The 21,306-nt window shown below is 61.0% G+C and carries 23 protein-coding genes and 3 tRNA genes; 16 read left to right on the forward strand and 10 right to left on the reverse strand.

Annotated features, from left to right (window positions below):
* The first annotated feature begins 112 nt into the window (after positions 1 to 112).
* Together map and AC1DD5_RS18125 are read left to right on the forward strand one after the other, a co-directional pair.
* Positions 113 to 880: a type I methionyl aminopeptidase gene (gene map / locus AC1DD5_RS18120; protein WP_477522334.1), complete on the forward strand. Its 768-nt coding sequence runs from the start codon at positions 113 to 115 to the stop codon at positions 878 to 880.
* Positions 881 to 888: 8 nt separating this feature from the next.
* Positions 889 to 1,083, forward strand: coding sequence for a hypothetical protein (locus AC1DD5_RS18125; protein ID WP_477522335.1), 195 nt, complete (start codon positions 889 to 891; stop codon positions 1,081 to 1,083).
* Between the two features lie 134 nt (positions 1,084 to 1,217).
* On the opposite strand, the gene AC1DD5_RS18130 is transcribed toward AC1DD5_RS18125, so the two are convergent.
* Positions 1,218 to 1,775, reverse strand: a complete 558-nt coding sequence (locus tag AC1DD5_RS18130; RefSeq protein WP_442006163.1) for a single-stranded DNA-binding protein — start codon at positions 1,773 to 1,775, stop codon at positions 1,218 to 1,220.
* A gap of 220 nt (positions 1,776 to 1,995) precedes the next feature.
* On the opposite strand from AC1DD5_RS18130, the gene AC1DD5_RS18135 reads away from it, so the two are divergent.
* A tRNA-Arg gene (locus AC1DD5_RS18135) sits at positions 1,996 to 2,068 on the forward strand.
* A gap of 71 nt (positions 2,069 to 2,139) precedes the next feature.
* On the opposite strand, the gene AC1DD5_RS18140 is transcribed toward AC1DD5_RS18135, so the two are convergent.
* Positions 2,140 to 2,586 (reverse strand): SRPBCC family protein, encoded by a 447-nt coding sequence (locus AC1DD5_RS18140; protein WP_477522336.1) that lies wholly within the window; start codon positions 2,584 to 2,586, stop codon positions 2,140 to 2,142.
* A 148-nt stretch (positions 2,587 to 2,734) separates the two neighbouring features.
* Here AC1DD5_RS18140 and AC1DD5_RS18145 point away from each other — a divergent pair, with 148 nt between their 5' ends.
* Together AC1DD5_RS18145 and ettA are read left to right on the forward strand one after the other, a co-directional pair.
* Positions 2,735 to 3,178, forward strand: a complete 444-nt coding sequence (locus tag AC1DD5_RS18145) for a DUF6993 domain-containing protein (RefSeq protein WP_477522337.1) — start codon at positions 2,735 to 2,737, stop codon at positions 3,176 to 3,178.
* Positions 3,179 to 3,261: 83 nt separating this feature from the next.
* Positions 3,262 to 4,944: an energy-dependent translational throttle protein EttA gene (ettA, locus tag AC1DD5_RS18150; RefSeq protein WP_477522338.1), complete on the forward strand. Its 1,683-nt coding sequence runs from the start codon at positions 3,262 to 3,264 to the stop codon at positions 4,942 to 4,944.
* 93 nt (positions 4,945 to 5,037) lie between these two features.
* Here the strand turns inward: ettA and AC1DD5_RS18155 are convergent, their stop codons facing one another.
* Positions 5,038 to 5,943 (reverse strand): acyl-CoA thioesterase, encoded by a 906-nt coding sequence (locus AC1DD5_RS18155; RefSeq protein ID WP_477519778.1) that lies wholly within the window; start codon positions 5,941 to 5,943, stop codon positions 5,038 to 5,040.
* Between the two features lie 63 nt (positions 5,944 to 6,006).
* Here AC1DD5_RS18155 and AC1DD5_RS18160 point away from each other — a divergent pair, with 63 nt between their 5' ends.
* Positions 6,007 to 6,678, forward strand: coding sequence for a DUF8185 domain-containing protein (locus tag AC1DD5_RS18160; protein ID WP_442006159.1), 672 nt, complete (start codon positions 6,007 to 6,009; stop codon positions 6,676 to 6,678).
* A gap of 16 nt (positions 6,679 to 6,694) precedes the next feature.
* On the opposite strand, the gene AC1DD5_RS18165 is transcribed toward AC1DD5_RS18160, so the two are convergent.
* Together AC1DD5_RS18165 and AC1DD5_RS18170 are read right to left on the reverse strand one after the other, a co-directional pair.
* Entirely contained in the window at positions 6,695 to 7,108 is a 414-nt protein-coding gene (locus AC1DD5_RS18165; RefSeq protein WP_477522385.1) for a globin, read from the reverse strand.
* A 34-nt stretch (positions 7,109 to 7,142) separates the two neighbouring features.
* Positions 7,143 to 7,805 (reverse strand): mechanosensitive ion channel family protein, encoded by a 663-nt coding sequence (locus AC1DD5_RS18170; protein WP_309929868.1) that lies wholly within the window; start codon positions 7,803 to 7,805, stop codon positions 7,143 to 7,145.
* An 87-nt stretch (positions 7,806 to 7,892) separates the two neighbouring features.
* Here AC1DD5_RS18170 and AC1DD5_RS18175 point away from each other — a divergent pair, with 87 nt between their 5' ends.
* The gene (locus tag AC1DD5_RS18175; RefSeq protein ID WP_442018395.1) at positions 7,893 to 8,924 is read left to right on the forward strand and encodes an NAD-dependent epimerase/dehydratase family protein; all 1,032 of its coding nucleotides are present in this window, start codon (positions 7,893 to 7,895) and stop codon (positions 8,922 to 8,924) included.
* A gap of 16 nt (positions 8,925 to 8,940) precedes the next feature.
* On the opposite strand, the gene AC1DD5_RS18180 is transcribed toward AC1DD5_RS18175, so the two are convergent.
* Positions 8,941 to 9,420, reverse strand: a complete 480-nt coding sequence (locus AC1DD5_RS18180) for an OsmC family protein (protein WP_442018396.1) — start codon at positions 9,418 to 9,420, stop codon at positions 8,941 to 8,943.
* A gap of 55 nt (positions 9,421 to 9,475) precedes the next feature.
* Positions 9,476 to 12,055 carry an aminopeptidase N gene (gene pepN, locus AC1DD5_RS18185; RefSeq protein ID WP_477522339.1) on the reverse strand — a complete coding sequence of 860 codons (2,580 nt, stop codon included), beginning with the start codon at positions 12,053 to 12,055 and terminating at the stop codon, positions 9,476 to 9,478.
* A 131-nt stretch (positions 12,056 to 12,186) separates the two neighbouring features.
* Between pepN and AC1DD5_RS18190 the strand changes: the two genes are divergently transcribed.
* The 3 genes from AC1DD5_RS18190 to AC1DD5_RS18200 all read left to right on the forward strand — a co-directional run bounded on the left by AC1DD5_RS18190 (position 12,187) and on the right by AC1DD5_RS18200 (position 14,658).
* The gene (locus AC1DD5_RS18190; protein WP_477522340.1) at positions 12,187 to 13,197 is read left to right on the forward strand and encodes a hypothetical protein; all 1,011 of its coding nucleotides are present in this window, start codon (positions 12,187 to 12,189) and stop codon (positions 13,195 to 13,197) included.
* Positions 13,198 to 13,270: 73 nt separating this feature from the next.
* The gene (locus AC1DD5_RS18195) at positions 13,271 to 13,753 is read left to right on the forward strand and encodes a ribose-5-phosphate isomerase (protein WP_223933158.1); all 483 of its coding nucleotides are present in this window, start codon (positions 13,271 to 13,273) and stop codon (positions 13,751 to 13,753) included.
* Positions 13,753 to 14,658 carry an Fpg/Nei family DNA glycosylase gene (locus tag AC1DD5_RS18200; RefSeq protein WP_477522341.1) on the forward strand — a complete coding sequence of 302 codons (906 nt, stop codon included), beginning with the start codon at positions 13,753 to 13,755 and terminating at the stop codon, positions 14,656 to 14,658. Before AC1DD5_RS18195 ends, AC1DD5_RS18200 begins: the two co-directional genes overlap by 1 nt.
* Positions 14,659 to 14,709: 51 nt before the next feature.
* Here the strand turns inward: AC1DD5_RS18200 and AC1DD5_RS18205 are convergent.
* Positions 14,710 to 14,783: transfer RNA gene (locus tag AC1DD5_RS18205), tRNA-Gly, on the reverse strand.
* Positions 14,784 to 14,933: 150 nt separating this feature from the next.
* Between AC1DD5_RS18205 and AC1DD5_RS18210 the strand changes: the two genes are divergently transcribed.
* Positions 14,934 to 15,008 (forward strand) — tRNA-Pro (locus tag AC1DD5_RS18210).
* A gap of 70 nt (positions 15,009 to 15,078) precedes the next feature.
* Positions 15,079 to 16,461, forward strand: coding sequence for a trigger factor (gene tig / locus AC1DD5_RS18215; protein ID WP_477522342.1), 1,383 nt, complete (start codon positions 15,079 to 15,081; stop codon positions 16,459 to 16,461).
* 73 nt (positions 16,462 to 16,534) lie between these two features.
* On the opposite strand, the gene AC1DD5_RS18220 is transcribed toward tig, so the two are convergent.
* A complete protein-coding gene (locus tag AC1DD5_RS18220; RefSeq protein WP_442006152.1) occupies positions 16,535 to 16,663 on the reverse strand; it encodes a hypothetical protein in 129 nt (42 codons plus the stop codon).
* Between the two features lie 52 nt (positions 16,664 to 16,715).
* Here AC1DD5_RS18220 and AC1DD5_RS18225 point away from each other — a divergent pair, with 52 nt between their 5' ends.
* From AC1DD5_RS18225 to AC1DD5_RS18240, 4 genes are all read left to right on the forward strand, one after another.
* Positions 16,716 to 17,339 carry an ATP-dependent Clp protease proteolytic subunit gene (locus AC1DD5_RS18225; RefSeq protein ID WP_275964122.1) on the forward strand — a complete coding sequence of 208 codons (624 nt, stop codon included), beginning with the start codon at positions 16,716 to 16,718 and terminating at the stop codon, positions 17,337 to 17,339.
* A 39-nt stretch (positions 17,340 to 17,378) separates the two neighbouring features.
* On the forward strand, positions 17,379 to 18,038 hold the full coding sequence (locus AC1DD5_RS18230) for an ATP-dependent Clp protease proteolytic subunit (protein ID WP_216925476.1): 660 nt from the start codon (positions 17,379 to 17,381) through the stop codon (positions 18,036 to 18,038).
* A gap of 182 nt (positions 18,039 to 18,220) precedes the next feature.
* Positions 18,221 to 19,510: an ATP-dependent Clp protease ATP-binding subunit ClpX gene (clpX, locus tag AC1DD5_RS18235; RefSeq protein WP_442006151.1), complete on the forward strand. Its 1,290-nt coding sequence runs from the start codon at positions 18,221 to 18,223 to the stop codon at positions 19,508 to 19,510.
* 80 nt (positions 19,511 to 19,590) lie between these two features.
* The gene (locus AC1DD5_RS18240) at positions 19,591 to 20,235 is read left to right on the forward strand and encodes a mycothiol-dependent nitroreductase Rv2466c family protein (protein ID WP_477522343.1); all 645 of its coding nucleotides are present in this window, start codon (positions 19,591 to 19,593) and stop codon (positions 20,233 to 20,235) included.
* 36 nt (positions 20,236 to 20,271) lie between these two features.
* On the opposite strand, the gene AC1DD5_RS18245 is transcribed toward AC1DD5_RS18240, so the two are convergent.
* On the reverse strand, positions 20,272 to 21,147 hold the full coding sequence (locus AC1DD5_RS18245; protein ID WP_477522344.1) for an Fpg/Nei family DNA glycosylase: 876 nt from the start codon (positions 21,145 to 21,147) through the stop codon (positions 20,272 to 20,274).
* Between the last annotated feature and the right edge of the window lie 159 nt (positions 21,148 to 21,306).

A 21,306-nucleotide genomic window follows, 5' to 3' on the forward strand; every position in this document is an offset into this window, starting at 1 on the left:
AGTGGGTCCAATGGCCAGCGGATCCCACGATGATCCAGAACAGCGAATGACCCTGAACAGCGAATGACCCTGAACAGCAAATGCTCCCGCCCAGCAAAACCGGAGGAATCCCATGTCCATGATTAAGACACCGGACCAGATCTCGATAATGCGTGAGGCCGGCAGGGTGGTGGCCAACGCCTTGGCAGCAGTCAGGGAGCATGCCGACGTCGGCGTTTCCCTCAAGGAACTGGATGAGGTCGCTGCGGACGTCATTTCAGGCGCTGGGGCCAAACCGGCCTTCCTGGATTACCACCCGCGGTGGGCAGCGCTCCCGTTTCCCGGGGTGATCTGTGCCAGCGTGAATGACGCTGTGGTGCATGGAATACCAGATGGCTACGTCCTCCAGGACGGGGACCTCCTAAGTGTGGATTGCGGCGCCTTCCTTGAAGGCTGGTGTGGAGATGCTGCCATCAGCTTTATCGTGGGGACGGCAGATCCAGCGGACCAGGCACTGATCGATGCCACAGACGCTGCACTCGCCCGGGGTATCGAAGCTGCCCGGGTGGGCAACAAGATGGGCGACCTCGCCTATGCAATCGGCGGTGAGGCCAAACGTGCTGGATATGGTTTGTTGGCCGATCACGGTGGCCACGGTATCGGCCGGACAATGCACGCCGAACCGCCCGTTCCCAACATCGGCAGGCCGGGCAGGGGCATCAAACTTCAAGAAGGGCTGGTCATTGCCATCGAACCAATGCTCATCCTTGGAGGTAAGGACGACTATTACCACGATGACGATGAGTGGACTCTGCGCTCCTCCAGCGGAAACAGGGCCGCGCATAGCGAACACACCGTGGCGATCACCGCCGATGGGCCCATGATCCTGACCTTGCCGTAGCTGCCTCGATGGCGCGGTTCCACAGCGCACGAGCCGACCGCCTGACCGCCCCGGAATGCCAGTACGCCTGGCTCTGGGTCCTCGTCAAAGCGTGTCCGCAGGAGCTCCTTGAGTTCGCTGGGTGCCATGGATCTGAACTCCTTGCCGGGGAGGGCGAACCAGCGGCACCAGCACCGGGATGGCTCGCCCTTGACCCCGAATAACTCCTCCAAGGCCTCCCAGGATGCAGGAGCGGTCTCCAGCCGGGGAGCTGCTGCGTCGTGTGCCATGGACCCAGAATAATCTCCACTCGCGGGGCTGGTCCCACGAGTTTCATCGCGGTCCCCGACGCGGAAGTTCAAGCCCCGGCACCCACCAACTCACCTGTGGTGGTGTTTACCACCAGCGGACCGGTACCGTCCGGGTCATCGACGTCGACTGTTTCTGTCTCCTCCTCCGGGGGCGCCTGTTCGTTGTCGCCGGACTCCCACTCAATCCCCGGATCTCCAAGCTTCCCGGCTGCCTCGCCGGACGGGTTCGAGTCAGCTGGAGCCGACGTTCCGTTCATCCGGGTGAAGTTCGCAGAGCCCCACATGAGATCGTGCCCGACTGATTCCGCGTCGACTTCTGCCACATGGTAGATCCTGCCCTCGTGTTCCCACTGCCGCAGGCGTAGCTTTCCGACGACGATTACGCGTTGACCCTTCTTCACGCTGCAGCCGACATGGCCGGCTAAGTAGCGAAACGACTGCACGGTGTACCAGTTGGTATTGCCGTCCACCCATGTATTGCTGGCCCGGTCGTAGCGGCGTTCAGTTGTCCCAAGACGAAATGAAGCAGTGGACGTACCCCGCGTAGTGGTAGAACTCTTGACCTCCGAGGCTACGAAGCCTCGAAGAGTAATGGTGTCGTTCATGGTGGTCCTTCTGGATGTAGGAAAGTGCCCGTCCGGCCCTCTTAGCTTCATCCACACAACCCGCGCAGGGGAGTACGGAATGTGCCTATGTGAATAACTACCGAACGAAGGCCTGTTGTGGAGGAGAAGTACCCATAGGCGTGGGCTGACAGGCTGGAGGTCGAATGCACTGTAAACTCTTTGTGGCGCCAGCGGCTTAGGCTGGTATTGGCGCCAGTGCGCCCCAGTAGCTCAGGGGATAGAGCAGCGGCCTTCTAATCCGCCGGTCGGGGGTTCGATTCCCTCCTGGGGCACAGGTAATCCCCCGGAACCTGCAGGGTTCCGGGGGATTTATGCTTTCACTGCCTGGCTCCTGGCCTGTGACTCAAGAAATTTGGGGCTGTGACTCAAGAAATTCCTTGAGGTTCTGAAGAACCGTGCGCCATGTCGCTGCGGAATGCTCCACTTCTTCTTCGCTCTTGTTGTTGCCCTGCGCAATCGTGACTGATGTTCCTTCATCCGCATCGTCGAGTCGGTATTCGACCGTGTGATAGTTCCCGGGAGAATCGGGAAGTCCTGACGCAGGACTGTAGTGAGTGGTTTTCAAGAGCTGTAGGGGTTCGAAGGCCAGGATGACGCCCTTGTCCTCGTATGCTTTGCCGTTGTACTCGCCGGAGTACGTGATTGGGTCGCCGACCTTCCACGACGTTTCGACATTGGTCCCGAGGAAGTATTGCTTGATGAGGCCAGGATCCGTCAGGGCCTTCCATACCTGCTCGCGCCGAACGGCCACCGTGATCGAGGCCTCGGCATTGGGAACTTTTCCTTCCATGATTTCTCCTTCCTGCGGCCCACCCGTCCCGGCGAGCCAGCACTTGGCCCACGCTACGCCCGCCTGCAGCCCGTGGGAATGGCAGAATGGCTATGTGATGAGCAGGGGAACCAGGGTGGAGCAGCCGAGTCGTGCAAGAAATTTTCAGTTGAACGGTAAGGCTGTTGGGACGGCCCTGGTCATTGTTGCTGCGCTGGCGCTGCCTGCATGTGCCGCGTCCCCGAAAACACCCACGGCAGGCATCACTTCTTCAAGCCCCGCGTCCCAACAGCCCGGCGGCGGAACGACTATGGACCCCGCAGTCGTGACCACGAGCACGGCTGTGGAGGCGGCACTTAAGAAAATCGTGGCCACCAACCCCAAGCCGGATACGGAAGCCGTGCGCGCAGCCTTGGTATCTGCGGGGATTCCCAAAGCGAATGTGGAAGTGTCTGTGAGCCGGACACCCACAGGTCTTGATGTCGATGCGTTGGAAGCTGCGGCGCTGGCAGGCGATAGTTGCGTCATGGGCCAGATCCGGGATGGAGGCGTCGTGATGAGCGTTCTGCCGGTACTTGCCACGGGGAAATGCTTCGTGGGCAGCGTTCGCTAGGAGCACCGCCCCAAGCAGCTGCTGGCAGGGGCCCAATCGCACCGAATGTGAGATCTGTCCGCCTACCCACTAGATTTAAGGGCATGGCGGAATTCATTTACACGATGACCAAGGCTCGCAAGGCCGTTGGCGACAAACTTATTTTGGACGATGTAAGCATGTCGTTCTACCCTGGCGCGAAGATTGGCGTCGTGGGCCCGAACGGTGCTGGCAAGTCCACCATCCTGAAGATCATGGCCGGCCTGGACACTCCTTCAAACGGCGAGGCCCGCCTGAGCCCCGGGTATACCGTGGGCATCCTCTTGCAGGAACCGCCGCTGAATGAGGAAAAGACTGTCCTTGGCAACGTCCAGGAAGGCGTTGGCGAGATCTACGGCAAGATCCAGCGTTTCAACGAGATCTCCGAAGAGATGGCCAACCCGGATGCGGACTACGACACTCTCCTGGATGAGATGGGCAAGCTGCAGGAAGCCATTGACACTGCCGATGCCTGGGATATCGATTCCCAGCTCGAGCAGGCCATGGACGCATTGCGGTGCCCGCCGGCTGATTCCGATGTCACCGTCCTCTCCGGTGGTGAGCGCCGCCGCGTAGCGCTGTGCAAGCTTCTGCTCCAGAAGCCGGACCTTCTGCTACTTGACGAGCCCACCAACCACTTGGACGCCGAGAGCGTTCTGTGGCTTGAGCAGCACCTCTCCCAGTACCCCGGTGCCGTCCTTGCCGTGACTCACGACCGGTACTTCCTGGATCACGTGGCTGAGTGGATCGCAGAAGTGGACCGCGGCCACCTTTACCCGTACGAAGGTAACTACTCCACCTACCTGGAGAAGAAGAAGGCCCGCCTTGAGGTCCAAGGTAAGAAGGACGCAAAGCTGTCCAAGCGCCTTACCGAAGAACTTGAATGGGTGCGCTCCAACGCCAAGGGCCGTCAGACCAAGTCAAAGGCCCGTCTTGCCCGCTATGAAGAAATGGCTGCAGAGGCCGAGCGCACGCGCAAGCTCGACTTCGAAGAGATCCAGATTCCGCCGGGCCCCCGCCTGGGTTCCGTGGTTATCGAGGCGAAGAACCTGAAGAAGGGCTTCGACGATCGTGTCCTGATCGAGGACCTCTCCTTCTCACTGCCCCGGAACGGCATTGTCGGCGTCATCGGCCCGAACGGTGTGGGCAAGTCCACCTTGTTCAAGACCATCGTTGGCATGGAGCCCCTGGACGATGGTGAGCTCAAGATCGGCGAGTCCGTGAAGATCTCCTACGTGGACCAGTCCCGTGGCGGCATCGATCCCAATAAGTCTCTCTGGGAAGTTGTTTCCGAAGGCCATGACTACATTCAGGTCGGGCAGGTCGAAATGCCTTCACGTGCCTACGTTTCGGCGTTTGGCTTCAAGGGACCGGACCAGCAGAAGAAGGCTGGTGTACTCTCCGGTGGTGAGCGCAACCGCCTCAACCTTGCCTTGACCCTTAAGCAGGGTGGGAACCTTCTGCTCCTTGACGAGCCCACTAACGACCTCGACGTCGAAACCCTGAGCAGCCTGGAAAATGCCCTGCTCGAGTTCCCTGGCTGCGCCGTGGTGGTCTCCCACGACCGTTGGTTCCTGGACAGGGTAGCAACCCACATCCTCGCCTATGAAGGTGACGACGAGAACCCCTCCAAGTGGTACTGGTTCGAAGGTAACTTCGACTCCTATGAGGAGAACAAGGTGGAGCGCCTCGGCGCTGATGCGGCAAAGCCGCACCGCGTGACGCACCGCCGTCTGACCCGCGACTAACGGGTAGCCACAGACACAAAAAGAGGCCGGTCCCACCAGGGCCGGCCTCTTTGCTTTAACACCTGCGCTTTAACCTTCCAGCGCACCAACTGCCTACGGAATCCTGACCATCCCCTCCTGTGCCACGGTCGCGACGTGCACGCCTTCGCGGTTGAATATCCGGCCGGTAGCCAAACCACGTGCCCCTTGGGCGCTGGGGGACTCCTGGACGTACAGCATCCACTCGTCCACCCGGACGGGCCGGTGCCACCACATGGCGTGATCGAGACTTGCGACGCTCATACCCGGTGTCATCCAGGCGAGGCCGTGTTTGCGGAGAATGGGCTCCAACAAGGTGTAGTCGCTGGCGTATGCCAACGCGGCCAGGTGCAGCTTGGGATCGTCGGGCAAGGGGCCCATGGTTTTCATCCAGACGGCATTGGTGGCCACGTGCTCGTTGGGCGGTGACACGTAAAGTGCGGGGTCGATGTGGCGGACATCGAACGGCCGCTCCGAGGACATATGCCGTGCCAACGGGTGGTCGAATTGAGCCAGCAACTCAGCCGTGCTGGGCAAGGATTCGGGGTCCGGAATGCCTTCGGGCATTGTCGCTTGATGGTCCAGGCCTTCATCTTGAACCTGGAATGAGGCAATCATGGAAAGGATGGGGACACCGTCCTGATAAGCATGAACGCGCCGCGCCGAGAAGGACCGACCGTCACGCAACCGTTCCACACCGAAAGTGATGGGCTTATTGGCGTCACCGGGACGCAGGAAATAGCCGTGCATGGAGTGCGCCACCCGGTCAGGTTCCACGGTTCGCATGCCAGCCATCATGGATTGGGCTAGAACCTGGCCGCCGAAGACACGATGCCGGGGCTGTTTTTGGGAAGGTCCAAGGAAGATGTCCTCATTGGTCCGGGCTCCGTCGAAGTCACCCAGGTCCAACAGGCCAATCAGGACTTCCGTCGGATCTTCGGCGGGTGCCTCAACCTTGAGGCCAGCGTTCGTGTCAGTCATGGTTCGACTCTAGACGGCCCCCGGACCCCTCTCAACCGCGGACATGCCGGTAGAGTCGATGCTGTGACAGACCTCTTGACCCAGTCCTTCCGCTTTGCCGATCCCAGCGACCTCGTTGACCTGCGGACGTACGTCACGCGTGCCAAGAGCATCGATGACGGTGCCATCCGCCTGCAGGCCGCAGGCCAGGTATTGGCCGCGTACGTGTGTGTGCTCAGGCCACGCATCCTGGGCGAATCGACTCCCACAATCCTTGGGTTACGGACTATGGCACTTGCAGAACCCGCGCAGGCCGATGTCACGGTGACGCTCGCCTCCGTCATGGACCGTCTTGCCCGCTCAGGTGCCGACGACGTCGAGTTGCCCATTCCGCCGTCGACGGTTTCGGAGTCCTGGGCTGGCGTCGGCGCGCCGAGGAGCGGTTGGGAAGTCCTGGGGAAGGTGCTCGACGCCGACCTGAAGTCAGCAGCGGAGGCCGGCATTGCAGAGGTGGCTGGCGTGGTGCCCACTGCCGCCGGAGCTGCCGTTGTGAATACCGCCCGGGCCGCCGTGTGGGGACGAGAACTCCCCGGCCTCAGTGACCTGCCTGCCGGTGCGGCCTTCGCTGCATTCGCCTTGGGATTCCTGGGAGCGGGCGAACAGCAGTTGTTCCGCAATGGACGGTGGTTCCGCTTAAGTGGTCCTCGTGGCCATGTACTGGTCCGCACGGGCGCAGGCTTGGGCCTGGGCTTCTAGCCTCAGACGACCAGGTTCAGACGGCCGAGGGGCTGTTCACCATGGTCAGCGCAGCGCGTTCCATGTAGTCCCATAGGGTTCCCTCATGAAGGGGCGACAACCCCAGCGAGTCCACTGCTGTCCGCATGTGGAAGAGCCAGCGGTCCTTCGCTTCGGGCGTGACGCGGAACGGCATGTGGCGCATCCGCAGGCGCGGATGGCCGCGCTCCTCACTGTAGGTAGTTGGACCGCCCCAATACTGTTCAAGGAACATGAGGAAGCGCCGTTTGGCCGGTTCCAGGTCTTCTTCGGGGTACATGGGCCGCAGGAGCGGATCCTGCGCCACGCCGTGGTAGAAGACGTCAATCAGCTTCACGAAAGTATCGTGCCCGCCCACAGCTGCGTAAAAGCTGTCGGTGTAGGCAGGTTGGCTGAAGGGATCGTTCTGCATGAGCTGGCGTCGTGGACCAGCCTGGGGGTTCGTGTCACTCACTGGCCTTCTCCTCAGCCTTCTTGGCAGCATCATTGTCGTCGGTTTCCGGCGACTCCAACGGAACGTAGTCTCCCTGCGAGCGGTTGCCCACGCGCAGGATTTCACCGTTTCGCAGATACCAGATGGCTCCGTCTTCAGCGCGGACCCGCGTGATGCGCAGGCCCACTGATTCAACGGTACCAATCACTTCGCTGGTGACGATCACATCGCCTATTCCGTACTGGTCTTCGATGGTGATGAAGATACCGGCGAGGAAGTCACGGATCAGCTGCTGTGCACCGAAACCAATGGCGACACCGAGTATTCCCACGCTTGTCAGCAGGGGCGCGACGTCCACGTTCATGAATTTGAGGACGTAAATGATCACGATCACCACCACCACAACGCTCACGAGGCTTGTCAGCAAAGTGCCGATGGTTTCGGCGCGCTGTGACCGGCGTTCGTGGTCCAGCGCGCGGATTGCGGGTTGTACCCATTTGAAGTGGGGCTTCTTGAAGAAGGAGCTGCCCGCGGACACTCGCCGCGTGATGCGCAGGATGATGAATCGCGCCACGATCCACACCAGCAGGCCCACGCCCAAGGTGATGAGGATCGAAACGAAGTCGATTTTCTCCGGTTCGATGGTGATGGTTTCCGCCAGGGGGATGGAGGTCAAGGTGGAATAACTCCTTGTGGTCGGCCCGTGTTCGCCGGGCGCGGAACACTCTGTCCACGTCCAACCCTATCGCCGTAGCGTGACGGTATGCGCATCCTGGTCCTTGGCGGTACTGCCTTCCTGTCAGCTGAAATGGCAAAGCAGGCGCTTGCCTTGGGGCACGAGGTCACGTGTCTTGCCCGTGGCACCCAGGCGAACCCGCCCGACGGCGTGACCTGGGTTCGTGGCGATCGCGCCTTGGGTAGAGCAGCCTATGAGGACGTGAACAGCAGCTGGGACGCGGTTATTGATGTTTCCAGGGATCCTGCTCAGGCGCGGGATGCCCTTGAGGTCTTGGGACCGCCTGCGCGCCATTGGACCTTCGTGTCCAGTTGCTCTGTGTATGCCGATCATTCGGTTCCCGGGGCTGACGAGAACGCTGCGGTCCTTGAACCCCTGCCCGAAGGACAAGCTGGAACCCCGGACACCTATGGCGAATCAAAATCTGCGATCGAGCACATGACGCTCACGCGGGTGGGGCAAAAAGCCCACATTGTGCGGGCAGGTCTCATCGGAGGGCCAGGGGACGGCTCTGACCGTTACGGCTATTGGCCTGGGCGCTTTGCTGCCAATACTGAGCCGGTTCTGGTGCCGAACATTCCGGATGACGCCACCCAGGTCATCGACGTCCGGGACCTCGCCAGGTGGATCATTCAAGGGGCGGAGAAGGGCCTGACGGGCGCTTACAACGCGTCGGGAGATGTAGTTCCGTTCCGCGAGTACATTTCGGAATCCTGCCGCGTGGCCCTGGGCCAGGAGAGGCAGCCGGACAGGGAGGAGTGGCCACCGTTGAGCCAAACAGTCCAGGCCGACGAAGACTGGCTGGTGGAGCAGGGCGTTGAGTACTGGGCCGGGCCGGACTCACTTCCCTTGTGGTTGCCAGCGGACCACGACGGCTTCCAATCGCGAAGCAATCAAGCCGCCAAGGTCCTCGGTATGACGTTGCGCCCATGGCAGGAGACTCTCCGGGACGCCTTGGACTACGAGCGCAGCCTGGGCTTGGAAAGGGAGCGCAAGGCAGGCTTAAGCCGCGAAACCGAACGCAGGCTGGTAGGACTCCTGCGGGAACAAAGGACCTAAGGCGGGTTCAACAGCCTCAGGCCGCTGCCGACGTCGTGATTGGTTCGTGCAGGACGGGGAAGTTGACGCTGCGGGCTATGAAACAGACCTGGTTGGCTTCGTGGTGAAGTTGGGCCATCAATGCCGAATGAGCCGGGTCTGCGATGGTGACATGGGGCTTCAGGGTCACGCTCTCGAACTGACCGCTGCCATCACGATTCAGCTTCATGACGCCCTCGGCGTTGTCCTCGTAACCGGTAACCACAACTCCATGTCTTACCGCCACGTGGAGGAACGAGAGCATGTGGCATTGCGCCAGGGCAGCAAGCAGGAGTTGCTCCGGGTTGTAGCGTGTGCGGTCGCCGTGGAAGGTCGGGTCCGAGGAACCCTTCAAGATCGGAAGGCCCGGGATATCGACATCATGATCCCGCGAGTACCCTCGGTAGCTTTCTGTACCGACGCCCAGGTTTCCAGTCCAGCGGACGGTCAATGCATAGTGGTGTTCGTTGAGGCCCATGCGGACAGTTTAGCCATCAGCCAAACAGCGCCAGCACAGGCCCCAACGGACTTGCTTAGGCGTCTGCGTCCACGTCCACGTCCGCTGCCCGGGCACGGAGCGCCCGCGCCACTGCGTCCCGGTTTTCCAGCATCATGCGGCGCAGCGCTGCACTTTCTTCGGGCAGGTTCGCGAGGAACTCGTCCGTGCGGTCCACCGTGGCCTGGGTTGTGAGTTGCGCCGGGTAGAGGCCCACGACGATCTGCTGGGCCAAGGCGTGCGTGCGTTCTTTGACAATCCCGGGGACCGCTTCAAAGTACTTTTCCGCGTACGGCTCCAGCAGGCTGGTGTCAGGCACCCGCATGAAGCCGGCCACCGCTGAGGCTTGCAGGGCGTTGGAGAGTTCGCCCTTGACCACGATGGAATCCCACGCCGCAGCCTTGGCCCCGGCTGTGGGAATAGCGGCCTTGGCCTGTGCCGCGGCATTTTGGCCGGTGGAGGTGTTGTCGCGGGCGAGTTCCTGGTCGATGCGCTCCTGGCCCTGCCTGCCGCCGGCCACCAAGGCAGTTAGCAGCTCCCACCGCATGTCCTGGTCGACGGTGAGGCCCTCAAGCGTGTCGGTCCCGTCCAGCAGCGCTTGGATGCGATCCAGCTGATCCCCGCTCCGTGAAAGTTGAGCATAGGACTTCACGAACTGCAGCTGCGCATCCGAGCCGGCTTCCACTTCGGAGGCGAGGTCCCACAACTTGTCGGCGGAGGCAATCGTTGCGTTCTGCTTGTGCTCGGCTGCCACGTAGTAGGTCAGCGTCGTGGCAAGCTGCCGCAATTGGACGAGGATCACCGAGGAGTCTGTTTCCTCTGCGATGTTTGCCAGGATCAGGTCGACGTAGCCGCGCGCGGGAGTTTCTCCGTCCCGTGCCGCATCCCACGCCGAACCCCAGACCAGCGTGCGGGGCAGGCTGGCGGCAAAATCCTTGAGATGCGCTTTCGCTGTGGCCAGCGAGTGAGCATCCAGGCGTACCTTGGCGTAGGCGAGATCGTCGTCGTTGAGCAGGATGAGGTCCGGGCGTGCAAGGCCAGCCAAGGTGGGGACTTCGGTCCGAGGGCCCTCGACGTCCAGCTCCTCGCGATGCGTCCGCTCCAGCTTGCCCTGTTCGGAAAGGTTGTAGAAGCCCACCGCAAGGCGGTGAGGGCGGAGGGTTGGTTGTTCATCGATCGCGGACTGCAGGATGCTGAACGCGGTGATGGTGCCGTCGGCGTCCACGTCCACCTCGGGAGCGAGGGTGTTCACGCCGGCGGTTTCAAGCCAGAGCTTGCCCCAAACGTCCAAGTCACGGCCGCTTGCGGCTTCAAGTTCCACCATGAGATCAGCCAGCTCAGTGTTCTTCCAGGCGTGCTTGGCAAAATACGCGCGCACCCCGGACATGAACTGCTCGGGTCCAACCCAGGCCACCAATTGCCGCAAGACAGAGGCGCCCTTGGCATAGGTGATGCCATCGAAGTTGACTTCCACATCTTCAAGGTTGTTGATTTCCGCGAAGATCGGGTGCGTGGTGGGCAGTTGGTCCTGACGGTAGGCCCAGGACTTCTCCACCGAGGCGAAGGTGGTCCACGCCCGGTCGAAGGCAGTGTTTTCCACGGCGGCCAGGTGGGACATGTACTCGGCGAAGGACTCGTTGAGCCAGAGGTCGTTCCACCAGCGCATGGTCACCAGGTCCCCGAACCACATGTGCGCGAGCTCGTGCAGGACCGTGATGGCACGGCGCTCGATCTGCGCACCGGCGACCTTGCCGCGGAAGATGTATCCCTCCAGGATTGTCACGGCACCTGCGTTTTCCATCGCGCCGGCATTGAACTCCGGGACGAACAGCTGATCGTACTTTTCAAACGGGTACGGGCAACCGAACTGTGCCTCGAAGAATTCGAAGCCCTGGCGGGTCAGTTCGAAGATGTTGTCCGCGTCCAGGTACTGCATCAGGGATTTGCGCGCGAAGACGCCGAGCGGAATGACCCTGCCATCCGAACTTGTCACCTCGGAACGAATGGACTGGTACGGTCCGGCTATCAGGGCGGTGACATACGAGGACAAACGCGGCGTGGGAGCGAATTCCCACACGGACCTGCCTCCACCGTCCTCGCCTCCATCAGTTTCAACCGGTACCGGCGTGGGGGAGTTGGAGACGACGTCCCAGTGGGAGGGAGCGGTGACGTGGAACGTGAAGCTGGCCTTCAGGTCCGGCTGCTCGAAGACAGCGAACATCCGCCGGGAATCCGGAACCTCGAACTGGGTGTAGAGATAGACCTCCCCATCCACCGGATCCACGAAGCGGTGGAGGCCCTCGCCCGTGTTCATGTACCGCGCATCGGCGACGACTATGAGTTCATTCTTGGCAGCGAGGTTTGGAAGTTGGATGCGGATGCCATCAGAAACCTCGGCGGGATCCAGTTCGGTGCCGTTAAGGGTAACGCTGTGAACGCTCTCGGTGACGGCGTCGATAAATGTCGTGGCTCCAGCCTGTGCCGAAAACTTCACCACGGTGGTGGATCCGAAGACCTCGGCACCCTTGGTCAGATCCAGGGTGACGTTGTAGGACTCGACGTTGAGCATTTCAGCGCGCTGAGCAGCTTCTTCGCGCGTCAGGTTAATGCCTGGCAAGTGGTGCCTCCAGAGGTTGGGTGACCGGCCGGGGCAGGTCCGGTCGATGGTGTGAAGCCATTCTTTCACTCCACGCGCCGATGGCAAGGAGGTGCCACCACAGTGTCGCCGCCACGGAGTAGCTTTGAACCATGGGAACGTTCAGGGAGTCTCTTGATATCCGCGCACTCAGGTTTGCACTCGCCTTTCCGTTGCTGCTGGCCACAGGTTTCGTCGTATGCGCACAGATGGTGCGAAACGATCTTCCTGATCCCGTAGCAGTCATGTGGAACGCCGACGGCGGCAGCGCCTTTGCTCCCTTCGGCGCCTATGTAGCCGGCGGCGCGGCCATGATCACCTTTTTCGGTTGGGTCGCCTTCCTGCAGGCCGTACCGCTATCACGACCGGTGGTCATGCGCAGGGTCATGATGGGCCTTGGCCTCATGGTGAGCCTCTTCGTGACAACAGTGCTGGCTGCCGGGCTGGTAGGACAATCGGGACTGGAGGACGCGCGCGCTTCCCACGTTGATCCGATCGTCCTCGCCATGGGCAGTGGTGCGGCCGTGTCCTTGGGAGTCGTCCTCATGTTCGCCTTCAAACCGGATCCCCGGTGGACGCGGGAGGATGACGAAGCCCTTGAGGCCGCACGTTTGCGCGTCACGGACCCGGACCTCGCAAGGGATACGCTGCGCATGTGGGTCCATGCCCGCAGTTCAGTTTTCATCATGATCATCGTGTCCACGTTGTTTCCAGCCGCGCTGATCGCGATAGCCGTCCCATGGCTGGGAGCCTTGGTGGCCGCAGTGGCGATGGTTGGTGCAGGCTTCCTCTTCGCCCGCGTGCGGGCGGACAGGGGAGGGCTGCAGGTCTTCGCAGGCGGCATAGTGCGGGTCCTGACCGTTCCCGCCGTCGACATCGCGGCAGCAGCTCCAGCTGACGTGAAAGCCGCAGACTTTGGTGGATGGGGTTGGCGGCATCATGACGACGCAACAGCGATGCTGGTCAGCAGCGGACCGGCCGTCGTCGTAAGGAAACTTAATGGAGGAAGGGTTGCGCTCAGTGCAGGGACTACGGCAACCGCGGACGAACTCGCCGGTATCCTGAACCGGGCTGCCGAGCGGGCCCACCACGGCGGGCAACCCCAGCAACCCGGGGCGCGGTAACCTAGGTAGCGCATCCCACACCGCCGCGCCCGGCCAGGTGCCGTACCGGCGCGCCAGAAAGAATGGACTTCCCGTGACTACACCCCGCGTCCACATCGCCACCGACCACGCCGGCATGGAACTCAGCGCCCACCTGGTCAGCCACCTCACGGCCAAGGGCTACGAGGTTGTGGACCACGGACCCAAGGAATATGACGCACTGGATGACTACCCGTCCTTCTGCATCAATGCAGGAGTTGCAGTGGTGGCTGACCAGCAAGCAGGCGTGCACGCGCTGGGCATCGTTCTGGGTGGTTCAGGAAACGGTGAACAAATTGCCGCCAACAAGGTCAAGGGTGTGCGTGCCGCGCTGGCTTGGAACCTCTCTACCGCCAAGCTCGCCCGCGAGCACAACGACGCCAACGTAGTGGCCGTTGGCGGTCGCCAGCATACGGTGGAAGAAGCAACCGAACTCATTGAGGCCTTCCTGCAGGAACCTTTCAGCAATGATGAACGCCACATCCGCCGTATCGGCAAGATTGCGGCTTACGAGACCACCGGCGAGATCGTCGAGTAGTGCCTGAGGGGCACTCCATCCATAGGCTGGCCCGCCAATTCCACGATGTTTTTGGCGGCCGGCGTTTGGATGTTTCCAGTCCACAGGGGCGATTCACGGCAGGTGCGGAGCTTCTGAGCGGTCATGTGATGGTTGAAGCTGTTGCCCACGGAAAGCAGCTGTTCCTCAGGTTCGATCACGATCTTCTCCTCCACGTTCACCTTGGTCTTTATGGCGCTTGGAGCTTTGGCGGCGATAGCTCCTTCACGGGGGCGTCCAGCATTGGAGCGCCTCGCCGGATCGGGGAGCGCGAGACTGCCTCATCCGGTGCTGAGGTGGAGCCCGGTGCTGACGTGGAGTACACCGGACCTCCCGCCCCGGTGGGTGCAGTCCGCGCCCGCCTGGTGTCGGACAACGGCTGGGCCGATCTTCGTGGCGCCACCACTTGCGCCGCTGTTACGTCCCATGAAGCCGAAGGCGTACTGGGCCGGCTGGGTCCTGATCCGCTGCGTAACCGCCCGGGGGACCGGGACGAGTTCGTCCGTCGGTTGCGACGCCGCAAGACGGCCGTGGCTTTGCTGTTGATGGATCAATCGGTGCTGGCAGGGGTCGGCAATATTTATCGTGCCGAGGTCCTCTTTCGTCAGGCTGTGGATCCATGGACTCCCGGAAACACGATTGATGCCGAGACGGCGGGCAAGTTGTGGGATGACGCCGTCCTTGCAATGTCCGACGGCGTACGCGAAGGCCGGATTGTCACCACGCCGCCAGCGCTATGGACCGGTAACGGCGCCTCAGCGCCCGACGCCGATGCCCACTTTGTCTATAAGCGCGAAGGGCAGCCCTGCCGCGCTTGCGGAACGCTGGTAGGCATGGCCGAAATCGGCGCCCGCAAACTGTACTGGTGCCCTGGCTGCCAGGTGTAGCCTCGGCTGCAACAACGAAAAAGCCCCAATCCGAGGATTGGGGCTTTTTATTGGAGGGGACGACGGGAATCGAACCCGCGTAATCAGTTTGGAAGACTGAGGCTTTACCATTAAGCTACGTCCCCGGACGGATCTCCTGTGCGATCCCTGTATGGATCACTCGCTCAGGACATCTTCCCGGTGGCTGTTCAAGCCGGGTACAACTAAACCTAATTCCGGCGTCGGTGTCAAATGTGCATTCAGGGCCTGCTTGCCCGTAGACTGTCCTGTGCATTCGGGGTGTAGCTCAGCTTGGCTAGAGCGCCTGCTTTGGGAGCAGGAAGTCGCAGGTTCAAATCCTGTCACCCCGACTCTGTGTTTCGTGTCCGCCTCAGGGATGCGGCAGAACCCCATACCCACAAAATCAGGAGTACTTAGACTGTGAAGAGCGCTGTCGAGAACCTCACCCCCACGCGGGTCAAGCTCAACGTTGAGGTTCCCTTTGAGGAACTGAAGCCGAGCATCGATGCCGCTTACAAGACTGTTGCTTCGCAGATCCAGGTCCCCGGATTCCGCAAGGGCAAGGTTCCGTCCAAGCTGATTGACCAGCGTGTTGGTCGTGGCTATGTCCTGGAAACCGCCATCAACGATGGCCTCAACGGCTGGTACCAGGCCGCTGTCCAGGAAACGGGTGTTCGCCCCCTGAGCCGTCCCGAAGTTGAGATCACTGAGGTTCCGGACCCGTCCGCAACCGATGGCGAGCTTAAGTTCCAGGTGGAAATTGACGTTCGCCCCGAGATCGAGCTGCCGGACTACGCAGGCATCAAGGTTGAGGTTGCTGCGACTGAGTCCTCCTCTGAAGACGTCGACAAGGCCCTGGACGAACTGCGTGGCCGCTTCGGCACGCTGAAGTCCGTGGAGCGTCCCGCCCAGAACGAGGACTTCCTCACGATCGACATCACCGCAACGATCGATGGCGAAGAAATCGACTCAGCTTCCGGCTTGTCCTACCAGGTTGGTGCCGGCACCATGCTTGAGGGCCTGGACGAGGCCGTGACCGGCCTGTCCGCAGACGAAGAAGCAATCTTCGACACCACACTCGTTGGCGGCGACCACGCCGGCGAGGCAGCCCAGGTCAAGGTTGTTGTCAAGGCCGTCAAGGAGCGCGAGCTTCCTGAAGCCAACGACGACTTTGCGCAGCTGGCATCGGAATTCGACACCCTTGATGAGCTCCGCGAGGACCTCGCCAAGCAGGCTGCAGATTCCAAGGTCGTCGGACAGGGTGTTGAGGCCCGCGACAAGGTTCTGGACAAGCTTGTAGAGCTCGTCGAGGTCCCGGTTCCGGCTTCGGTTGTCGAAGAGCAGATCGAAGCTCACTTCAACCCGGAGAACGCCCACGGCGAAGGTGACCACGACACCGAGGAGCACCGCGCCGAGGTCAAGGCAAACACTGAGCGCGCCTTCCAGAACGAGGTCATCCTTGACGCCATTGCGGACAAGGAAGAAGTTGACGTCAGCCAGAACGAGCTGATCGACTACATCGTCAGCACCGCAAGCCAGTACGGCATGGATCCCAACCAGTTCGCCCAGATCATCGATCAGAGCGGCCAGGTCCCCATGATGGTTTCCGAGGTACGCCGCCGCAAGGCACTGGCCGTTGTGCTGGGCCAGGCCGAGGTCGTTGACTCTGAAGGCAACAAGGTTGACCTGAGCGATTTCGTCCGCCCTGCCGGCGAAGTTGCTGCCGATGAGGCTGCACCTGTCGAAAGCGGCGAGGAAGCGGATGTTGTCGCCAGCGATGACCCCGCAGCCGTGAAGTTCTAGTCAATAACGCATCTACCGACCCCGGATCAGTGATCCGGGGTCGGTTTGTTTTAAGCCCTGAACGGACAAGCCCTCAAACAATCAGGGCGCCGGATCCGCGGGCCTGCTTCAATCGTGCGCCGTCAGCGAACAGCGCGATTCCGGCGAACAAATCCTCAGTGAAAACGGTTAGTGTCCAAGTAGTGAAGTTCAGTGAGGTCACTGGCACCAGCGAGAGGTAAGTACTTATGTCACAGCAATCAGAGGCTCCCCGGATGGCAACTGTCGATCCCGCAGCCCAGGACAACTACATCTACAACCGCCTGCTGAAAGAGCGCATCATCTGGCTTGGCTCTGAAGTCCGTGACGAGAACGCCAACGCCATCTGCTCCCAGCTGCTCCTCCTCTCGGCTGAAGACCCCGAGAAGGACATCTACCTTTACATCAACTCACCCGGTGGCTCCGTGACGGCCGGCATGGCCATCTACGACACCATGCAGTTCATCCCCAACGATGTTGTCACTGTTGCCACCGGCCTGGCTGCTTCCATGGGGCAGTTCCTGCTCTCCTCCGGGACCAAGGGGAAGCGCTACGCCACCCCCAACGCCCGTATCCTCATGCACCAGCCTTCCGGTGGAATCGGTGGCACTGCCTCGGATATCAAGATCCAGGCCGAACTGATCCTGCACATGAAGAAGGTCATGGCGGAACTCACCGCTGAACAGACAGGTCAGACTGTGGAGACCATCCTCAAGGACAATGACCGCGACAAATGGTTCACGGCCACAGAGGCTTTGGAGTACGGCTTCTTCGATAAGATCTCGGCTCACGCAGGCTCGGTAGCTGGTGGCGGTGGAACGGCCAACCAGTCGAACTCCGAGCCAGGCTCCGAAAACTAACCGGCACCAAGAACCACTGAAACCCCCAGGAGTAATGACATGAACTACAACTTCGGATGGTCTGCCGGTAATCTCCCAACCAGCCGCTACGTCCTGCCCCAGTTCGAAGAGCGCACACCGTACGGCTTCAAGCGCCAGGACCCGTACACCAAGCTGTTCGAGGACCGCATCATCTTCCTCGGCGTCCAGGTTGACGACGCTTCTGCCGATGACATCATGGCCCAGTTGCTGGTCCTTGAATCGACGGATCCGGACCGCGACATCACGCTGTACATCAACTCGCCAGGCGGATCGTTTACGGCCATGACGGCGATCTACGACACGATGCAGTACATTCGTCCGGAGATCCAGACGGTGTGCCTGGGCCAGGCAGCCAGCGCGGCTGCTGTCCTGCTTGCAGCGGGAACTCCCGGCAAGCGGCTGGCATTGCCGAACGCACGCGTGCTGATCCACCAGCCGGCGTTGTCCGGCGGCCAGGGCGGCCAGGCATCCGACCTCGAGATCCAGGCTGCTGAAGTTATGCGCATGCGTACATGGCTTGAGGACACTTTGGCACACCACTCGGGCCGCACGTCCGAGCAGGTCAACAACGACATCGAGCGCGATAAGATCCTCACCGCGGCCGAGGCCATGAGCTATGGCCTGATCGACCAAGTGCTGGACTCCCGCAAGATCAAGCCCCAGGCAATCGCCCGGTAGCATACGGAAATCGACGCCGGTGCGGTTCGCGAAATATGAACCGCACCGGCGTTCTGTTTCCACCCAAGCAGCCCATTGTGACCTAGAGTGGATGGTGTCACGGTGGTGCCAACCCCGGCCACGCTGCACACTTAAGTACGGCCCGGTGCCGCATCACCCGCATGTAACGAAGGGATTCCCACATGGCTCGGATTGGCGAGAGCACGGATCTGCTGAAGTGTTCTTTCTGCGGAAAGAGCCAGAAGCAGGTACGGAAGCTGATTGCCGGGCCCGGTGTCTACATCTGCGATGAGTGCATCGAGCTTTGCAACGAGATCATCGAAGAAGAACTTGCGGAAGTTTCGGACCTTGGCAGCTTCGAACTCCCCAAGCCCCGTGAGATCTTCGATTTCCTGCAGGAATACGTCATCGGTCAGGAACCTGCCAAGCGGTCGCTGGCGGTTGCCGTGTACAACCACTACAAGCGCATCCAGGCCGGCCATGCTCCCAAGGCCGGCAGCCTTGGTGAGGGACCTCATCACGAGGATGTGGAGATCGCCAAATCCAACATCCTGCTGATTGGCCCAACCGGCTGTGGCAAGACGTACTTGGCGCAAACGCTCGCACGGAGGCTGAACGTGCCCTTCGCTGTAGCCGATGCCACGGCCCTCACGGAGGCAGGCTATGTCGGCGAGGATGTTGAGAACATCCTGCTCAAGCTCATCCAGGCCGCCGATTACGACGTCAAGAAAGCCGAACAAGGCATTATCTACATTGACGAGATCGACAAAATTTCACGCAAGAGCGAGAACCCCTCGATTACCCGGGATGTCTCCGGCGAAGGAGTCCAGCAGGCCCTGCTGAAGATCCTCGAAGGCACGGTCGCCTCCGTGCCGCCCCAGGGCGGACGTAAGCATCCGCACCAGGAATTCATCCAGATCGATACCACCAACGTGCTCTTCATCGTGGCGGGCGCATTTGCAGGTCTCGAGGACATCATCGGTTCCCGGTCCGGGCGCAAGGGCATCGGCTTCGGGGCGCCGCTGAATGAGGTCCGGGACAACGTGGACACCTACGGTGAAGTCATGCCCGAGGACCTGCTGAAGTTCGGACTCATTCCGGAGTTCATCGGCCGCCTGCCGGTGATCACCACCGTCTCGAATCTCGACCGTCCTGCGTTGATTCAGATCCTCTCCACTCCCAAGAACGCCTTGGTGAAGCAATACCAGAAGATGTTCCAGTTGGATGGTGTGGAGCTGCAGTTCGACGACGACGCGTTGGATGCCATCGCAGACCAAGCTCTTGAGCGCGGCACCGGCGCCCGCGGCCTGAGGGCCATCATGGAAGAAGTGTTGCTGCCCGTCATGTTTGATCTCCCGAGCAGGGATGACATCGCAACTGTGGTCATAACCGCTGATGTCGTGGAAAACAAGGCACAGCCGACCATGATTGGCCACGACGTCGTAGCGAAGCGCCGGAATAAGTCGGCCTAGCCACCCGTTGGCCTAGTAAGCGGCGGTTCACTGAATCCGCCTTGCCCTACGCCCGTTTTCACTCTTCCTAGGAGTTTCCTGTGCCCAAACAGAATCTGTCCGAACAGAATTTGCCTGAGCAGCCCGTCAACAAAGCCGATTTCTGGTTCGATCCCGTTTGTCCCTTCGCATGGATCACATCGCGCTGGATCGGCGAGGTGGAACAAGTGCGTGGTATTGAGACCGAATGGCATGTCATGAGCTTGTCCGTCCTGAATGAGGGCCGTGACCTTCCCGGGAATTACAGGGCAATGATGGACGACAGCTGGGGTCCTGTTCGCGTGATCATTGCGGCCCAGGAGCTCCATGGCAGCAGCTATATTAAGCCGTTGTACGACGCCATGGGGGAGCAGATCCACCATGAAGGCAACAAGGACCGCAGTTCCGTGATCCAGAAAGCGCTGGCAGAGGTAGGCCTTCCTGCTGAGCTGGCACGCTTCGCGGACTCGGAGGAGTACGACGCCAAGCTGCGAGCCAGTCACGAGGCCGGCATCTCCTTGGTGGGCCAGGATGTCGGAACACCCGTGGTCGCCGTAAATGGCACGGCCTTCTTCGGCCCGGTACTCACCCGGATTCCGAGGGGCGAAGAGGCGGGACAGCTTTGGGATGCCACGGTAACCCTAGCCGGGTGCCCGCACTTCTTCGAACTCAAGCGCAGCCGCACCGAAAGCCCTGAGTTCAACTAGGCAAGCCCGGGATTCAACAGGCTGGGGTTCAGTGCCCTACTTCAGGAAGCGTGATGTGCGCCGGTCCGCGAGGATCTTTCCATGGGTTTGGCAGGTGGCACAGTACTGAAGTGAGGTGTCGGCGAAGGACACCTCACGCACTGTATCTCCGCAAACAGGGCACGGCAGCCCGGTCCGGGCATGCACCCTGAAATTGCTTCGCTTGGTGTCCTTCAGCTCGCTGGAAGGCTTTCCGGCTGCCGCGTTGACGGCACCCACCAGAACTTCCTGCATGGCATCGTAGAGCCGCTGCACCGTTTCGCCGTCGAGCGTCTTGGCGATGGCAAAGGGCGAGATTTTGGCAGCGTGCAGAATCTCGTCGCTGTAGGCGTTGCCGATCCCTGCGATAACACTTTGGCTGCGGAGAAGCCCCTTGATCTGTTGGGAGCTTGACCTCAGGATTGCTGCCAAGGCTTCTTCGTCGAAGTCGGGGCTGAGCGGCTCAGGGCCCAGGGTTGCGATTCCAGGAACATCCAAGGGATCCCGGACCACGTAGATGGCGAGGCTTTTCTTGGTGCCGGCTTCTGTCAGGTCAAGGCCGATATGGGCATCGTCGGACTCCCGGTGCAGCAGTAGCCTGGCCGCGATATTGCTCTTGCCCATGCGCAACCCTGCTGATGAGGGATGCTCCGTATAACGGACCCAGCCAGCTTTTGCCGGGTGGAAAACGAAAAACAGGCCGTCAGCATCGAGGCAAATGAACTTGCCGAAGCGCTGCGTGCCCTGGATGGTGCGGCCCTCAAGTGCGCTGTATGGCGGATCAGCGGTCTTCAGGGCGGCGATGGAGTTAATGCGGACGCTGTTCAGTACAGCTCCGTGGAGCTGGGTGTCCAGATACGTGCACAGGCCGTGCACTTCGGGAAGTTCCGGCATGACCATACTCTGCCATAGCTTTGCCCCGGCTGCAGGAAAAGCTATGCGAAAGGGCCCCGCAGAACTACAGGATTGTAGTTCTGCCGGGCCCCTTGTGCATGGACCCGGGCGGGACCACAATGGTTCTTACCCACTTCGAAAGAAGAGGGACACGGAAAC

It is taken from the genome of Paenarthrobacter sp. 10L420, from assembly GCF_056395385.1.

Coding starts and splice junctions, on each gene's coding strand:
- map (WP_477522334.1), top strand. CDS start 113: ATGTCCATGATTAAGACACCGGACCAGATCTCGATAATGCGTGAGGCC.
- AC1DD5_RS18125 (WP_477522335.1), top strand. CDS start 889: ATGGCGCGGTTCCACAGCGCACGAGCCGACCGCCTGACCGCCCCGGAA.
- AC1DD5_RS18130 (WP_442006163.1), bottom strand. CDS start 1,775: ATGAACGACACCATTACTCTTCGAGGCTTCGTAGCCTCGGAGGTCAAG.
- AC1DD5_RS18140 (WP_477522336.1), bottom strand. CDS start 2,586: ATGGAAGGAAAAGTTCCCAATGCCGAGGCCTCGATCACGGTGGCCGTT.
- ettA (WP_477522338.1), top strand. CDS start 3,262: ATGGCGGAATTCATTTACACGATGACCAAGGCTCGCAAGGCCGTTGGC.
- AC1DD5_RS18155 (WP_477519778.1), bottom strand. CDS start 5,943: ATGACTGACACGAACGCTGGCCTCAAGGTTGAGGCACCCGCCGAAGAT.
- AC1DD5_RS18165 (WP_477522385.1), bottom strand. CDS start 7,108: ATGCAGAACGATCCCTTCAGCCAACCTGCCTACACCGACAGCTTTTAC.
- AC1DD5_RS18175 (WP_442018395.1), top strand. CDS start 7,893: ATGCGCATCCTGGTCCTTGGCGGTACTGCCTTCCTGTCAGCTGAAATG.
- AC1DD5_RS18180 (WP_442018396.1), bottom strand. CDS start 9,420: ATGGGCCTCAACGAACACCACTATGCATTGACCGTCCGCTGGACTGGA.
- AC1DD5_RS18190 (WP_477522340.1), top strand. CDS start 12,187: ATGGGAACGTTCAGGGAGTCTCTTGATATCCGCGCACTCAGGTTTGCA.
- AC1DD5_RS18225 (WP_275964122.1), top strand. CDS start 16,716: ATGGCAACTGTCGATCCCGCAGCCCAGGACAACTACATCTACAACCGC.
- AC1DD5_RS18230 (WP_216925476.1), top strand. CDS start 17,379: ATGAACTACAACTTCGGATGGTCTGCCGGTAATCTCCCAACCAGCCGC.
- clpX (WP_442006151.1), top strand. CDS start 18,221: ATGGCTCGGATTGGCGAGAGCACGGATCTGCTGAAGTGTTCTTTCTGC.
- AC1DD5_RS18245 (WP_477522344.1), bottom strand. CDS start 21,147: ATGCCGGAACTTCCCGAAGTGCACGGCCTGTGCACGTATCTGGACACC.